Origin of the sequence: Cryobacterium lyxosi (assembly GCF_004403345.1) — a bacterium.
GTDB lineage: Bacteria > Actinomycetota > Actinomycetes > Actinomycetales > Microbacteriaceae > Cryobacterium > Cryobacterium lyxosi.
Genome location: NZ_SOGT01000006.1, coordinates 18380 through 33579 on the forward strand (window position 1 = coordinate 18380; position 15200 = coordinate 33579).

General features: G+C 63.6%; 10 protein-coding genes and 1 pseudogene. 4 read left to right on the plus strand and 7 right to left on the minus strand.

Features of this window, described 5'->3' with window-relative positions; genetic code table 11:
- Window positions 1–31: 31 nt before the first annotated feature.
- Complete coding sequence (locus E3T27_RS05060) at window positions 32–763, minus strand: hypothetical protein (RefSeq protein ID WP_134571812.1); 732 nt, start codon at window positions 761–763, stop codon at window positions 32–34.
- A 744-nt stretch (window positions 764–1507) separates the two neighbouring features.
- Between E3T27_RS05060 and E3T27_RS05070 the strand changes: the two genes are divergently transcribed.
- Complete coding sequence (locus tag E3T27_RS05070) at window positions 1508–2077, plus strand: HhH-GPD-type base excision DNA repair protein (protein ID WP_104197500.1); 570 nt, start codon at window positions 1508–1510, stop codon at window positions 2075–2077.
- 45 nt (window positions 2078–2122) lie between these two features.
- Window positions 2123–2290, plus strand: a pseudogene (locus tag E3T27_RS16480) (DUF2461 family protein); the annotation flags it as partial.
- A gap of 55 nt (window positions 2291–2345) precedes the next feature.
- Here E3T27_RS16480 and E3T27_RS05080 read toward each other — a convergent pair.
- The 5 genes from E3T27_RS05080 to E3T27_RS05100 all read right to left on the minus strand — a co-directional run bounded on the left by E3T27_RS05080 (window position 2346) and on the right by E3T27_RS05100 (window position 10110).
- Window positions 2346–3149, minus strand: a complete 804-nt coding sequence (locus tag E3T27_RS05080; RefSeq protein WP_134571814.1) for a hypothetical protein — start codon at window positions 3147–3149, stop codon at window positions 2346–2348.
- A gap of 89 nt (window positions 3150–3238) precedes the next feature.
- Window positions 3239–5572 carry a hydantoinase B/oxoprolinase family protein gene (locus E3T27_RS05085; protein ID WP_104197502.1) on the minus strand — a complete coding sequence of 778 codons (2334 nt, stop codon included), beginning with the start codon at window positions 5570–5572 and terminating at the stop codon, window positions 3239–3241.
- Between the two features lie 50 nt (window positions 5573–5622).
- Entirely contained in the window at window positions 5623–7749 is a 2127-nt protein-coding gene (locus tag E3T27_RS05090; protein ID WP_104197503.1) for a hydantoinase/oxoprolinase family protein, read from the minus strand.
- A gap of 2 nt (window positions 7750–7751) precedes the next feature.
- Window positions 7752–8207, minus strand: coding sequence for an acetone carboxylase subunit gamma (locus tag E3T27_RS05095; protein ID WP_134571815.1), 456 nt, complete (start codon window positions 8205–8207; stop codon window positions 7752–7754).
- A 46-nt stretch (window positions 8208–8253) separates the two neighbouring features.
- Window positions 8254–10110, minus strand: coding sequence for a hydantoinase/oxoprolinase family protein (locus E3T27_RS05100; RefSeq protein WP_134571816.1), 1857 nt, complete (start codon window positions 10108–10110; stop codon window positions 8254–8256).
- A 167-nt stretch (window positions 10111–10277) separates the two neighbouring features.
- On the opposite strand from E3T27_RS05100, the gene E3T27_RS05105 reads away from it, so the two are divergent.
- The gene (locus tag E3T27_RS05105; protein ID WP_134571817.1) at window positions 10278–12137 is read left to right on the plus strand and encodes a sigma-54-dependent Fis family transcriptional regulator; all 1860 of its coding nucleotides are present in this window, start codon (window positions 10278–10280) and stop codon (window positions 12135–12137) included.
- Here the strand turns inward: E3T27_RS05105 and E3T27_RS05110 are convergent.
- Window positions 12124–13398 carry an MFS transporter gene (locus tag E3T27_RS05110; protein ID WP_338144890.1) on the minus strand — a complete coding sequence of 425 codons (1275 nt, stop codon included), beginning with the start codon at window positions 13396–13398 and terminating at the stop codon, window positions 12124–12126. The two genes, E3T27_RS05105 and E3T27_RS05110, sit on opposite strands and share 14 nt — an antisense overlap.
- A 109-nt stretch (window positions 13399–13507) precedes the next feature.
- On the opposite strand from E3T27_RS05110, the gene abc-f reads away from it, so the two are divergent.
- Entirely contained in the window at window positions 13508–15172 is a 1665-nt protein-coding gene (gene abc-f, locus E3T27_RS05115) for a ribosomal protection-like ABC-F family protein (RefSeq protein ID WP_134571818.1), read from the plus strand.
- The last annotated feature ends 28 nt before the right edge of the window (window positions 15173–15200 follow it).

The following is a 15200-nucleotide window of genomic DNA, read 5'->3' on the forward strand; positions in this document are numbered from 1 at the left end:
ATCCAGTTCGTCCCGACTTTAAGGGGTGCGGTTATGTTAGCGAATACAAGTCGCTGGGGGCAACGATGTTTTCGATGATGCCGGTGTCCCGGCCGGTGAAGCCGATCACGCCGTACGTCATCGACAGCCCGTAATCCGGAATCACGCCTGAAAATGACGAGGGCATGTCGAGGGTCACAGAGTCGATCCCGAAGGTTTCGTCGTAATGCACTTGATCGACAGGCTTGCCGTCAACTGTTGAATCGAAGTCCTGACCGGTCTGGTTGCCGTTGACATCCTCAATTGCGACACCGTTGGTGGCCATGGTTCCGGAGGCTCTGACCACAAAGGCGGGGTTGTACGGGTCCGGCCGCGGATTGAAGCCTGCGTCAGGACGGTTCACCCCAATCGTGAAGCCGTTCCATTCCGTGAGGTCGGCCTTTGGGTAGTGGGACGACTCTTCCACTGATTCTGACGTCGGCTCGCCGAGAAGGCCCCTGAGTACGGCCACGGCTGCATCCCCATCGCTCTGATAGCTCAGCGATGAGAGGACGGTGCCGTCGACTGCGACGATATCGGTGGCTTCGGCGCCGATGATTATGGTTGCCGGCAGCGCAGCAGGGGTCGCCGATGGAATGGGTTCCGGTGTGTGTGTTAGCGCGGCGGTTGCGACCGGTTTCGGAGACGATGCGGTATCATCGCCTTCGGTCTGTCCGGTGCTGCATGCGGTAATGGTGAGCAGGGCGACCGCCGCAATGACGGTCAAGGTCAGCGTTCGGCGCATTACAAAGTCCCTCAGGTTGTGGAGTCGCGGCTGGTCAAACTCTACTTCTTCCTCGCACGGCCCCTGTCGGTTTAAGGGCTCCGAGACGGAGCTTCCATGCATTCATGCTCCCCCCAGAAGAGGTCACACGCGGTAGCCGGAACGTCCCTGCAGAGTCTCTGGCTCTCGGGTGCATTCACTCTATAATTCCTCAAGTCCCCACTCTTCGTCTTCCGTGAGCGAGCGCAACGTCGAGTCTGCGGTGAGAGGCGCTGGAAGGAACTGGGCGCTGGTACCCATCAGCCAAAGCGCGTCCACTGAGCGTATTTTCCTATTTACTATATTTCGGACGGGTAGAGCTTGGTTGGAGTGCTTGGAATCATTCATTGGTACCAATAAATAGTTAGTAGACACGGAACATGGTGGAGTTCCGCTCCAACGTTTGAGCCTGTCGGGAAACTACTGGCTCATAGCGCCTGTTACAGGTATCTTCGGCGCGTGCCAGGGGGAGATCGGGTCGGAGCACATCGTCAATCTGTTGCGGTCGGCCGCATCGATTCAACGAGCGACGACCAGTCGTGTGTTGTATCGGTATCGGCATCGTGGGACGGGTGATCCAGGGAAAGATCTGGACCGTCGCTGGAGGCGTCCAGGCCGCGAAGCCTCGCCCCGCGGTGGTGTTGCAGGATGATCGTTTCGACGGCAGTGGTGGGCGTGCTCGCTAGGCGAACCGGATCAATGGCGGAGCGGTGGCACAATGGGCGGATGACCACCCTGCACCTCACCGGCGACGCCGCCGCCGACGCTCTCCTCAGCGAGAATTCGTTCGCCCTGCTCGTGGGCATGCTGCTCGACCAGCAGATCGCCATGGAAACGGCCTTCGCCGGCCCGGCCAAAATCCGTGACCGCATCGGCGCGCTCGACCCGGCCGCGATCGCTGGCTACGACGCCGACGCCTTCGTCCTGGTGTTTCGCCAGTCGCCGGCCGTGCACCGTTTTCCGGGCTCGATGGCCAAACGCGTACAGGAAGTCGCCGCGGTCATCATGAGTGACTGGAACGGCGACACGGCGTCGATCTGGACCGCTGAGCACCCGACCGGCCCCGAGGTCCTGCGCCGGCTCAAGGCGCTGCCCGGGTTTGGCGAGCAGAAGGCGAAGATCTTCCTCGCACTCCTCGGCAAACGACTCGGGGTCGACGCGGACGGCTGGCGTGACGCATCCGCTCCCTACGGCGAAGACGGCGCGTACCGGTCGGTGGCAGACATCGTCGATCCCGAGTCAGTGACCCGGGTGCGCGCGACCAAGCGGGCCGCGAAAGCCGCAGCGAAAGCGTAGCCTCGCGTGGTGAGCCCTCATCCCAGTGGATAGACATTCGACAGTCTCGATGAACTCGAGCATCGCAACGAACGCGAATGGTTTCAGGAACACAAACCGATCTACGTGGTCGAGTTGACAGAGCGGATGCTTGCCGTCATCGCAGCGCTCAACGTGGCCCTCGCTGCCCCGCTCGAGCAGAACGCAGCCACTGGCCGGCGGTGCTCGGCCTGAGTCACCAGTACCGAATTCGTGCCGGTCGCGTTCTTCGCGACCGCCGGCATCCGTTTTAGAGAAGTTTCGAAATGCGGCTCAGTACCCGCTCCGGAACTGCCCCAAGCGGCACCTCGCCCACCAGAAAATCACCGACCGGCAACGTGTCGGTGTCGTTCGACCAGAAATCCGTGCCGATCACCGCTCCGTGGAGCGCACTTTTGTGCAGCTCGACCCGATCGTCGTGCCGCTGGCCGAGCGCCCACTGGTAGTGGTCGGTCACGTTGGTGATCGGCGAGTACGTCGACAGCGGTATCGGTTCGCTGCCGAGAGAGGGTTCGCGGTCGTCGAGCAACACCGCGATCAACGGCAGCGCGGCGAATCCGCGCAGCCAATCGGCGACATACATCGATGCGTTTTCGGCAGTGTCGGCGTCGAGCCCTGACACGTCGGCCGACCCCGAAAACGGATGCGTTCGCGCCAGCCACTGCATAGGTGACGGAATCTGCAGCACGACCGGCACCCGCTGAGTCTGGCTCAGAACGGTGACCAGTTCAATCACGGACGCCGTCGTTTCGGCATCACCCAGCAGGGTGCGGAGGGCGTAACCGGTGCGGGACTTGGCGCCCATTGCGGCTTGCAGAGCGGGATCAGATGCGACCCGGTGTGCATAGAACCGGTCGAGACTGACCAGCGCCAGATCGGACTTGAGAACGCCCTGAACCTGGCCGAAGAAATTCGCGTACGCCATGGGTTCCTGCCACGGCACGGGCTTACCCTGCAAAAAAACGGATTGGGCATAATCGTGACTGTCCAACACCACAGCCCGACTGCGGCCCGAGGGTGGCTCGGCCAGAAGCTCAGGTAGCGAAAGTGTCATGGTGTCTCCCTGCGATCGAATAAAAGGGTGACCCGTGGCTGCGAGGCCGCCAGGAGACGACCCCGCAGCCACGGGTCAGAAAGGACAGGTCAGGATTTGTGCACGGTCTCTTCGCCGTATTTCTGCTCGAGTTCACGTACCCGCGCCTCGAGCTTGCTGATTTTCAGTACTCGGCGGTCAGGAACCATGATGAGTGGCAGATCTTTGATCTTGCCCTTGACTCGCTCGGGCTCGATTTTGCCCCAGTGCGTCGCCAGCAGTTCCTCGTTGTTGTCCTGTCCCCACGAACCGTAATAGAGCAGGTCCTTGGGCGGCTCTTCTTGAACGAACTCCGCAACGAACTCCTTGTACGGCTTTCCGCGGCTGATCCGATCCTGGCGCATCTGTGCCCGCAGCAGGGTCGTTTTTTCTTCGTGCACCACGAAGGTGTCTGCTTCCCAGACCACGCCGTAGATGTTCGTGGCGACGTGGGCCGAGATCCGGTCCAGTTCCAGGTCAGTCACGACGAGTTCGGGGTCGCGCTCCAGCACGTCGCCGTAGCCGCCGCCGGCGCCCTGGGCGATCATGTACAGCTCGCCCTCCTTCGCCACGTCGAACTGCAGTCCCATGTGACCGGACTGGTAGTCGCCGCCCGCAAAAGGCTGCTCGTTCATGACACGTTCCATCGACAGGTTGAACTGCGAGGGGTCTTTCTTGATGATGTCGTAGATGTTGATGTTTTTGACCATGGCCAGGGGGTACGTCGGGCATCCGTACCCTCCGAACATGCCCGGAACCGAGGAGAACTTTGATCCAGAGGTGACGGTCATGAAACCCCAGCTCGGTGTGCCGCGTGAGGCCACCATCATCTCGTAGCCCATACCGCCGCGAAACTTCCCGAAGCCCTGGTTGTCGCGCACCAGCCGCTTGCTGACCAACTGCAGAAACGGAACTTCCTCTTCCATGACTTCCTGCTCGCCGAGGTCGGCCATGGCGCAGAATAACGGCGCTACGGCATTTTCACCGTCGCGGAACGCCTTCGCGCCGCCGCCCATGCCGTTGAGGTCAGCGCACAGGTTGCCCACTTGTTCACCGTTCTGCGTGGTGCCGCCCCAGAGAAAATCGTTGATCTGGTTGAACCAAGGCGCGACGACGTTCGAGTATTTCTGCGGCGATGAGAACTGCATCTTGGCGAAGGCCGACTGCAGGGCCGAGAAGCCGCGGAAGGATGCCTGCAGCGACTGGCCGACGGGCGCGTCGTACCCGGCATCCGCCCAGGTATGTTCCTCCGTGATGATTTCGATCGGCGACAACGCTCCGGTGCTGCGAGGCAGGTCGGGCCACCAGTACGAGAGAACTGCCTGGGACATGAACGATTTCGTTGACGCGAGCGGTGAGTTGAGGGCCCGATTGAGAATCTCGGGACCGGTACCGGTGAGGTCGATAATCATTCGTTCGCCCGTGACGGTGATCTTGCAGGCGAACTTGATCAGGATGTTCTCCTTGAGCGTGGAGTCCACGAACTGATTGAAGGTGACGGTGCCGTCGGGCAACTCGGCGATGCGGCGGCGTACCTCAGTCTCGACATCCTCGACGGTGACGCGAAGGGACGCGACGAAGGTCTCCTGTCCCACCTCGTCGATGAGCCGGTCGACGGTGTCCATGATGCGCCGGGTAGCACCCATCTTTACCTTGATGTCGGCGAGCATGAGCTTCGGGTCGCGCGTGGAGTGCTGCAAGAACGTGAGCAGGTCACGACGCAGATGGCCCTTCTCCACGATCTTGATCGGCGAGGCCCGCAGACCGTCATCGAATGGTGACTCCGAACCCGACGGCATGCCACCAGGTTCGCACGCTCCGTTCTCGCCTTCGTGGATGGTCGCACCCACCCAGGCGATGATGATTCCGTCGCGCATGACCGGCACAAGCATCGACTGGTCGGTGTTGTGCACCATGCCGAAGCGAGAGTCGTTGTGGAAGAAACCGTCACCCGGGTTGATGCCGACGGTGGGCTCATCCTTCCAGTTCTTCATGATGTAGCGGATGGGGTGGTGCAGCACCGCAGAGAAGGCGATCACGCCGCGGTTGGAGAGATACGTGACATCGCCCTCGGCGGTGTAGACCGCGCAGGAGAGGTCGGCCCACTTCGCTCCGGGCGCCGCACCCATGCTCTCGCACATCTCGAAGGCCTCATCAAGTGCACCGGCCAGGCGCTTGCGAATCCGGTCGACCTCGAGCGGGTCGATGCCCTGCGCGATGCACTCCTCCTCATAGGCGGTGCGCGGCATGATCTCGTGAGTACGCATGATGGCCGGGTCTGGTCCGAGAAAAAGAGTGGTCTCGTCCATGAACTTGTCGACCCACTGCTGTTCCTGGTCGGTGAGTAGCTGGGACGCGTCGTCGTTTCCGCTGGTGGGCACGAACTTGTCAGTTGTCAATGTCATGGTTCAAGCTCCTTTGCTTATTTGAGGTGTTGCGAGGGTGAGAAAAACGGTCAGTCGCTCAGTAGCCATACCGCACCCTGACTGGTCGGTTCCAGCCGCCAGCCGGGCTCGACCAGATAGGTGGTGTTCTCGGTCGTGACGATCGCCGGTCCGTGGATCACGTATTCGTGTTTGAGCGCCTCGGCGTCGTAGACGGGGGTGTCGACCGCGCCGGCGATACTCGTGAAATGCACCGACCGATGCGAGACCGGTTCCGGCTTGATCTTCTCCCCGCCGGTGTGAATCGACTCGAATGCAATGACTTCGCCCTCGATATAGGACGCTACGCGAATGGTCTGCGCACGGACGCCCGCCTCCGGCGCCTGGGTACCCTCGCCGTAGCGTTCGCCAAAGAGATCGGAGAACGTCTTGATCAGGTGCAGCACGTCGGCGACTCCATTGACCCGGTTGATGGTGAAGGCGACGGCCGTGGTGACGAGCTGGTTGCCGTAGCGCATGTCCATTTCGAGGCGGTAGCGCACGTCGGCGCGGTCGTAGCCCTGACGCACGAGGTCTTCGGCGCCCTTCGCTTCGAGCTCCTCGATGTACCCGTTGAGCGCCTCGTACTGGGCGTAGAGGCTGCGCTTGATCGGTTCGTAGAGAACGACGTAGGCGCTGCGTTCGTGAATGTGCAGCGGACGCATGTTGCCGGCCCCGAGCGCGGAGAACACCGAGGCGAACGGCGGAAACAAGATACGGCTGATGCCGGCGCTCGCCGCGATGCCGCAGGCATGCAGCGGGCCGTTACCACCGTAGGCGAGCATCGTGTAGTCCTCGATCAGGCCGCCACGCGAGCGCAACTCCTTTTCGATGCCGATCGCCATCTGTTCGTCGACAGTCTTCTTGATCACCTTGGCAACCTCGACAGCGTCCAGGTCGAGCTCGTCGCTGAGCGTCTCATCGATGACATAGATCGAACGCTTCTTGTTGAGAGTGATGTGCCCGTTGGCGTAGTTGTCCGGGTCGAGATAGCCGAGTACCAGGTCGGCGTCGGTAACCGTTGGGCGCAGGCCACCGCGGTCGTAGCAGGCCGGGCCCGGGTCGCTTCCGGCTGACTCCGGCCCGATCTGGAGGGCATGGTGAATGCGGTTGTAGGCGGCGATAGATCCGCCGCCGGCGCCGAGCGTGTTGAGGTGGATCATCGGCGCGGAGACCATCCAGCGACCAATGGTGGGCTGGAAGTCGTAGTGCCGTACCCCGCCCTCTGGCACCAGACCGATGTCGAACGAGGTGCCACCCATATCCATCGACACCACGTCGCCGAGGCCGGTCGACTCCGCGAGGTGCTGGGCCGCCCCGACACCGGCGATCGGTCCGGAGTGGATCGTCTGCAGGGCATCCGTTGAATTGGGCTGCGCCATACCGCCCGAGTTATGGATGACCAGCATCGGCTTCTCATAGCCGGAGTCGCGCAGGTTGTTGGAGAGCTGGTTGAGCGCATGGAACATGGTCTGGTGCAGAAAAGCGTCGACGATGGTGGCCATGGCCCGCACATATTCACCCTTGCGCCCTGATACCTGGCTGCTGAGTAGCACCGGAATAGACCCGAGCTCGTGCGCGGGGTACTCATCGAGAATGATTTCCAGAATGCGATCCTCGTGCACCGAGTTCTCGGTGGCGTTGGTCAGGGCAATGACGATGGCCTCGGCGCCGTTGTCGACGAGCTCGCGCACCTGGGTGCGCACGTCGTCGTACATGATCGGCACGAGCACCTCCCCGACCGAATCAATGCGTTCCTTCACCGAGCGGATGAGCTGGCGTGGCACGAGCGGTTCGGGACGTTGGGCGTCCGGCATGTCGCCCTGCTTGGCCCCGTCGAGTCCTTCGCCATAGCCGCGGCCGCGGGAGAGTGGGATGGTGTCTTCGAAGCCGTGGGTGACGATTGCCGCGACCCGTGGGCCCTTGCCCTCGATCAGGGCGTTGGTGCCCAGCGTCGTGGCGTAGCGCACCGAGTCGACCTCTTTGAGTGCTGTCTCGCGGCTGATACCAGCCCGCTCGCAGGCCCGGTCCAGGGCTTCGTTGAAACCGAGCGCCAGGTTGTGGTGCGTGGTGAGCGCCTTGGATTCGATGTAGACGTCATCCCAGACGAAGAAACAATCGCTGAACGTGCCGCCGATGTCTACCGAGATTCGTTTCACGGTCAGTGTCCTTCGTTTCGGCGCGAGTGGGCGTGGGGTGCCACGGAGTCGAACCGGGCGCTGAGGTCGGCCTCGGCGTTTTCGCCAGGACCATAGTTGACGACCTCTTCGGGGTTGCCCCCATGCACACTCCACTTTTCGCGCAGCGAGTCGATGTCCCACAGCATGTCAACGGTCGGTGGATGCCCCGGCGGCAGATATTCGGCTTCGATCTGGGTTCCGCAGGTGGGGCAGTAATACTCGAGGATGCGGCAGAAGGTGGGGTCGGGAGAGAACGTGAATTCGTATTTCTCCGGGTCGATCACGGGAGGATGAATCTCTTGGGGGTCTCGGTCGTAGACCAGGGTGCCCTCTTTATAATTGCCACGAGCATCGCCGAAGTCGTGGGCGCAGACGCGGCAGATCCATCGTTCCGTGTCGAGGTCGATGAGCAGGTATTCGGTCATGGGAACGCGCATTTTGTTTGTACCTTCCTTGGGAAACAAAGTGGGTTGAGGTATCGGGTCAGAGCGTGTCGGCAAGTTGCAGGTCGCCGGCGGTCGAAACCGTGAGAGTCCAGCCGAGCGGCACCCGCGCGGTGAAGAACGGGCCCTCGACGATGGCCGGCCCGGCTGCCGTCGCACCGGGCTTCTGCTCGTCGAGGTGGTAGACGGCCACGGTGTCAACCTGGGTGGGAGTAGAGCGCACCTGTCGGGTTCCGGCGGCGACGGCGATGCTCGCTGTAGCGGGCGCTCCGTTGGCAATTTCCGGGTGCGGCAGCCGGAAGGTGGCCTTGAGGGCGAGGATCTCTTCGCCATCTTCGACCCGGGTCGACCAGTCGAGTTGGCACTCGCTCAGGTCGTGTCCTTCCTGAAACATGTCCTTGCCGGCATCCGCTTGCAGTGCGGTGCGTACCGCACCGATCTCGGCCGGTGAGAAGCTGGTGACGTTGGCTTCGTAGGACTGCGCGATGTCGGAGAAGCTGATGCCGTAGGCGGAGAACACTGCTGCGAGTCGCGGTACGAGTACCTGGTGCACGCGTGCTATGCGCGCGGCACTGCAGGCGTTCATCGGTCCGCCGCCGCCGAACGCGGCGACAGTGGTGTCACCGGTTGCACTCACGAGGTCGGCGAAGGAGCGCGCCAGGTGGCTGGAATAGCTCGCTTCCATGAGAATCAGAGCCTCCTCGAGACTGATCCCGAGCGGGTCGGCGACGGTCTTGATGATGACCGCGCGCGACCGCTCAGCATCCAGTGCCATCTCGCCGTTCAGGTAGGTGGCAGGGTCGAGCACACCGAGCAGCAGGTTGACGTCGGTGATCGTGGCCGAGGTGCCGCCGAAACCGAAGCAGGCTGGTCCGGGCGCTGCGCCCACGCTTTCCGGGCCGACGGTGATCTTGCCGTCGTGGACGGCGATGATCGAGCTGCCGCCGACCCCGGTGGAACGCACGTTGCTCATCTCATAGGAGATGTCGACGCCCTGGATCGATCCGCGCCGGTCGACGGCGATCGTGGAGTTGGCGACGGCTCCGACATCCGTTGTCGTGCCGCCGACATCGATCATGAGCACGTTGTCGAGACCGTAGGCCTCGGCGAGGGCACGCGTACCCTCGAGCCCGCCGCGCGGTCCGGAAGAGTAGGTCTTGAGTGCGACCGACTTGGCGACGCGGGAGGAGGCGCCGTCGTTGCGGTAGATCAACAGCGGATTCTTGACCTTGTAGGCGCGCAGCCGGTGTTCGGCGCTGTAGAGAAAACGCTCGACCGTTGGATGCAGGAAAGAGTTCAGAATGCCCGACCAGACCTGGCGCTGCCGGGAGGTGTCTGTGGCGAACTCGCGGGAGAACAAGATCGGGACCGACCCGAGCAGGTGCCGCGGAAAATTCTTCAGCATTGTTCGTTTGAATAGGTGCTCGCGTTCAGCGCTCTGGCCGGCGACAACGAGACGTTCGGCCCCGGCGGTGGTCAGCCGGTTGATCTCGGCGACGAGCTGCTGGGCCAGGTCCTCCGGGGTCCCGGCGGCGGCGATGATGCCGACGCGGGCGCCGATCAGATCGTTGAAAAGCCCGGCCGTCTCTTCCGAGTTGCCGAGCGAGTCTGGCAGAGTGGGATCGTCGGTGATCAGGCCGATCAGCGGGCCCTTGCGCTGCACGAGCGCGTTGGTGCCCTGCGTCGATGAATAGCGGATGTGCTGGGTCGAGTGCAGCAGACCGGCAAGGTTGGCGTCACCATAGATCTGCGCCGACGCCTTCGTCATGGCGTCGAAGAGACACTGGGACAGGTCGACCGGGGTGGTGAGGGTCTTGGTGAACGTGAAATCCGTGCCGCTGGCGACGACAATGTCGGTGAGGGTTCCACCATTGTCAATGTTGATCAAACGTTCCATGAGCGCTCCTTTGCGTTGCAGTTGTGAGTGACCGAGGCTCCCGAGGAAACCGCTCCCGTAAGAATGACCCCGCGTTCCCGCGGCGGGGTGTCCCACATTGGGACACCCTGCGGCTGGCGTTCGCCGGTCGCAGGGGGCATGCTTGCAGAGTCCACAAGGGAGTAGATATGTACAGAGTCGCCGAACGGCGAAGCAGGATTGCCGCCGCTCGCGCCGATTTTCTTCGCTTCGGCCACGCCGAAACCCAATCGGTTCCCGGATTGGTAGCGGCTTCCTGGCAGCGATCCTTTTTGGCCGGCGTCGATGCCGTGTCGTCGCAGGCGGTTTTTCACAGCGACCTGGATCTCACCGGTCGGCTGATGCGGTGCTCCGAACCGGTCATCGCCCGACTGAGCGACGAGATGGCCCAGATGCCGCTGTCGATCGTTCTGACCGACTACAAGGCGCGCATTCTCAGTCGCTCCGAAACCGACAAGACGATCGGAACCCTGCTCGACGAGGTGTCGCTCGCGCCGGGCTTCAACTATGCCGAAACAAACGTCGGAACCAACGGCATCGGCACCGTACTCGAGTCGGGCCAGTCGCTGTACATCGTGGGACCCGAACATTTTTTGGAGCACCTGCAGCCCTTCGCGTGCGCCGGGAGCCCCATTCGTGACCCGCTCACCGGCCGGGTAGAGGGGGTGCTCGACATTAGCTGCCTGAGCGAGGATGCCAGCCCCCTCATGCATTCCCTGGTGCAGTCGGCCGCCCGTGAAATAGAGCGCAACCTGCTCATCGACCGCAGCCAGCGGCAACAGGCTCTGTTTGACGCGTATGTGCGGGTGGATTCTCGCACCCGCGGCGCGGTCATGGCGATCGGCGGTACCGTCGTGATGGGCAACACAGTGGCGCAGAGCCAGTTCTCTCCCGATGAACAGTGGACCATCCACCAACACGCCCGCTACCTGATGATCTCACCGGGGCAGCCGGTCGATGCGATCGAACTGTCGTCGGGCAAGATCGTGCAGATTCGGGGCAAGCGCGTCGTCGTCGGCTCCGACATCGTCGGTATCGTCGTGGTCGTCGAGATCAAGTCCGAACGGGCACGCCTCCCGGTCCGGGAGTCAGGTCTGACCCTGTCACCAGGGCGCGGGCGGCGGGTGCATGAACCCGAGCGGAGCTCTGCAGCGGCAGCGGCCATCGTCCACGATGTGTCTTCCCTGCTCGGCAAACGCGCCTCGAGCAGCCTGGTCACCGCGCTGACTGCGGGGGCGGCCCTGCTCGTATGGGGGGAGGCCGGCGGCGGTAAGGTTTCGCTCCTGGCCGAACTCTATCGCCAGATCGTCCCGCTGGGTCGCAGTGTCGTGTTCGGCGCTGAAGCGCTCAACGAGAACGGCCTGCAATCCCTGTTGGAGAACGACCTGCTCAGCGTCGGGGTTCCTCCCACGCTGTACATTTTTCGCAATTTCGATCGGTTGAGTACGGCGGTCACCGAAGAAGTAGAAGCATTCCTCGTCGCCCGGGAGACTCGCGCCGACCCTGCCGGCATCGCCGTGACCGTGTCGCAACCCGATCTCCAGGCTGATCTCGCCGTCAATCGCGCGTATACGAGCCTGCTGCACCATTTTGAAACCTCCGTCACTGTGGCGCCCCTGCGGCATCGCATCGACGACCTGCCCGACATCGTCACCCAGGTCCTCTCCCGACGAGCCGGATTGCGCCCCGCCACCGTCAGCGCCGGCGCTATGCGGGTGATTTCCCGCTACCCCTGGCCGGGCAACATTCGGCAGCTCGAAGAAGCGCTCGATATCGCCCTGCTCACGCGCCCAGTCGGTGCCATCCAGGCGGAAGACCTGCCCGCCTACTGCCACGGCGTTGCGCCCCGGCTGCTGACGGCGCTGGAAGCAGGGGAGCGCGACCTCATTGTCGGCGCGCTACACAAAGCCGAAGGCAACCGGATGCGCGCGGCGGAGTCCCTGGGAATCGCTCGGTCGTCGCTCTACCGCAAACTGAAAAGCTTCGGCATCACGGTCACCGACTCGTAGTCGCTATGCGCAGCCGACCGATGGACCAGACCACCACAATCGCAACCAGGGGCATGGCAGCGATGCCGAGCCCGGAGTAGCCGGCCAGCGCCAAAATCGGACCGGCGAGCGCGCCGCCGAGCGCGCCGGCCGCGTTCATGGCGAGGTCAGAGAAACCCTGCAACGACGCGCGCTCCTCGATCTGCACGGCTTCGGACACGAGCGTCGAACCGGCCACAACGGATGCCGACCAGCCCAGTCCCAGAAAGATCAGGCTGAGCGTCATCGTGCTTTGTGATCCGTCGCTGAGCGAGGCGACGGTGAGGGCGACGAGCAGCAGGGCCTGTCCTCCGAGAATGACCGGGACACGACCCACCCGGTCGGCGAGTGCGCCGAAGACGGGGGAGAGGGCGTACATTCCGGCCACGTGCAGGCTGATAGTCAGCCCAACGACGGTGAGGGTGGCGCCGTGGTCACGCAGGTGCACAGGAGCCATCGACATCAAAGCCACCATGGTGGCGTGGCTGAGCGCGATGACCATGACGGCGTACCGGGCCGCCACGTTGCCGCGCAGAATTGACAGACCGCCATTGGCCCGGCGGATGCCCGCGCTCGCCGTACGCGCGGCCAGCGCGGTCAGCAGAGGGTCGGGGAGCAGCCCGAGCGCGTAGACGAAGGCGGCGGCGACCGTGGCAGCGAGGGAAAACGCGAAAGCGCCCGTCATCGCCGGCAGGCCGAGCGCTGCGCCGAGCATTTCGCCCGGTCCGAACAGGTTCGGGCCGAGTACGGCTCCAATCGTGGTCGACCAGACCACGATTGAGAGGTCGCGGGCCCGAAAGTGCGGGGTGGCGAGGTCAGTGGCCGCGAAGCGAGCCTGAAGATTGGTGGCCGAGCCGGCACCGAGCAGCATGAGGGAGAGAAGCAGCAGGACAAAGCTGTCGACCGACACCGAGGTGATGGCGAGTATCGCACCCGTGCCGGCGGCGAGCGAGCCGGTCGCGAGCGATACCCGACGTCCGCGGGCCTGCGCCAGCCGAGCGAGGGGTATGGCCACGATCGCGGCGCCCAGGGTGCTCATAGTCGCAGCCATGCCCGACCAGGCACTCGAACCCGACAACTGCGCAGCCAGCAGCGCGCCGAGGGACAGGGTCGCGCCCATGCCGATTCCTCCGAGGATCTGCCCGGCGATGAGCACCCGCACCACGCGCTTCTGCAGCGCTGTGTGCATCACGGGCGCCTGCGGCAAAGTCATCGGGTCGAAGCTGTCATTGTTGTCGTTCATCGTCTCGATTCCCCCGGTTACAGCCTCAGCAGACCCCTGCTGCACGGCCGAGGCTCACTCTACCGAGTAGCAGGCACGGGGACCGTGCGGTCAATGAGATTATGGAGTAATGACCGGAACACTCGTGGCCAGGGGCCTGGCCGGCGGCTACGCGCACCGCACCCTTTTTGAATCACTCGATCTCACGGTCGCCCCCGGCGACGTTATCGGCGTGGTCGGTGCCAACGGGGCCGGTAAATCCACCCTCTTGAACCTGCTGTCCGGGCGTGGCGAGCCGCAGGCCGGCACCATCACCCTCAGCCCGGCGGATGCCTTCGTCGGCGCGCTCCCGCAGGAACACGAACGAGTTATCGGCGAGACCATCGCCGCATACATCGCCCGGCGCACGGGCTGTGCTGCGGCGACGCGTGAAATGGATGCCGCGGCATCCGCTCTCGGGGATACCCAGCCGCGTACCGACGGAACCGATGCGGCCGACACCTATTCGACCGCGCTCGAACGCTGGCTGGCCAGCGGGGCTGCCGACCTCGACGAGCGACTGCCCATCGTTCTTGCCGACCTCGGCCTCGCGCTTGGCACCACACTGACCGCCGACAGCATGATGACGACGCTCTCCGGTGGCCAGGCCGCGCGCGTCGGGCTTGCCGCCCTGCTGCTGTCCCGCTTCGACATCGTGCTGCTCGATGAACCCACCAACGACCTCGATCTCGACGGGCTGGAACGCCTCGAAGCTTTCGTCACGGGCCTCCGCGGCGCAGTCGTGCTGGTCAGCCATGACCGCGAATTTCTGGCCCGCTGCGTCACCCGCGTGCTCGAACTTGATCTGGCCCAGGGCGCGAACCGGGTGTTCGGCGGCGGCTACGATTCGTACCTTGAGGAACGCGAAACAGCGCGTAGGCACAACCGCGAGAACTACGACGAGTTCGCCGCTAAGAAGGCCGACCTCGTCGGCCGGGCCAGGACTCAGCGGGAATGGTCTAGCCAGGGGGTGCGCAATGCCCTGAAGAAAGCGCCGGACAACGACAAGATCCGCCGCAAGGCCTCGGTCGAGTCGAGCGAGAAGCAGGCCCAAAAAGTGCGCCAGATGGAGAGCCGCATCGCGCGCCTCGACGAGGTCGAGGAGCCCCGCAAGGAGTGGCAGCTCGAGTTCACCATCGGTTCGGCCCCGCGCTCGAGCGCCGTCGTGGCTACCCTGAACAACGCCGAGTTCTACCAGGGAGACTTCGTGCTCGGCCCCGTGACGTTGCAGGTCAACGGCGGTGAACGCATCGGCATCACCGGCCCGAACGGTGCCGGCAAGTCCACGCTGCTGCGTGCCCTGCTCGGCCGTCAGAAAGCGGATGCTGGCAGCGCCCACCTCGGAACCAGCGTCTCGATTGGTGAAATCGACCAGGCTCGGGCCCATCTAGCCGGTGCCCGGCCTCTCGCGGTGAGCTTCGAGTCGCTCGTGCCCGAACTCTCGCCCGCCGAAGTGCGCACGTTGCTGGCCAAGTTCGGGCTCAAAGCCGACCACGTGAACCGGCCTGTTGACGAGTTATCACCGGGAGAGCGCACGCGCGCCGGCCTCGCCCTGCTGCAGGCGCGCGGCGTCAACCTGCTCGTTCTCGACGAGCCGACCAACCACCTCGACCTCGCCGCGATCGAACAGCTCGAGCAGGCGCTTGACAGCTATGAAGGAACACTGCTGCTTGTCACGCACGACCGCCGAATGCTCGACAACGTGCACACCGACCGGCACTGGCACGTCGAGGCTGGGCAAGTCACCGAGCTTTGATTTCGGCCGATTCTCGCGTTTCACAGGC

Excerpts from the sequence above, each read along its gene's own strand:
- E3T27_RS05080 (WP_134571814.1), bottom strand. The coding sequence starts at position 3,149 with ATGACACTTTCGCTACCTGAGCTTCTGGCCGAGCCACCCTCGGGCCGC.
- E3T27_RS05060 (WP_134571812.1), bottom strand. The coding sequence starts at position 763 with ATGCGCCGAACGCTGACCTTGACCGTCATTGCGGCGGTCGCCCTGCTC.
- E3T27_RS05105 (WP_134571817.1), top strand. The coding sequence starts at position 10,278 with ATGTACAGAGTCGCCGAACGGCGAAGCAGGATTGCCGCCGCTCGCGCC.
- E3T27_RS05070 (WP_104197500.1), top strand. The coding sequence starts at position 1,508 with ATGACCACCCTGCACCTCACCGGCGACGCCGCCGCCGACGCTCTCCTC.
- E3T27_RS05085 (WP_104197502.1), bottom strand. The coding sequence starts at position 5,572 with ATGACATTGACAACTGACAAGTTCGTGCCCACCAGCGGAAACGACGAC.
- abc-f (WP_134571818.1), top strand. The coding sequence starts at position 13,508 with ATGACCGGAACACTCGTGGCCAGGGGCCTGGCCGGCGGCTACGCGCAC.
- E3T27_RS05095 (WP_134571815.1), bottom strand. The coding sequence starts at position 8,207 with ATGCGCGTTCCCATGACCGAATACCTGCTCATCGACCTCGACACGGAA.
- E3T27_RS05110 (WP_338144890.1), bottom strand. The coding sequence starts at position 13,398 with ATGAACGACAACAATGACAGCTTCGACCCGATGACTTTGCCGCAGGCG.
- E3T27_RS05100 (WP_134571816.1), bottom strand. The coding sequence starts at position 10,110 with ATGGAACGTTTGATCAACATTGACAATGGTGGAACCCTCACCGACATT.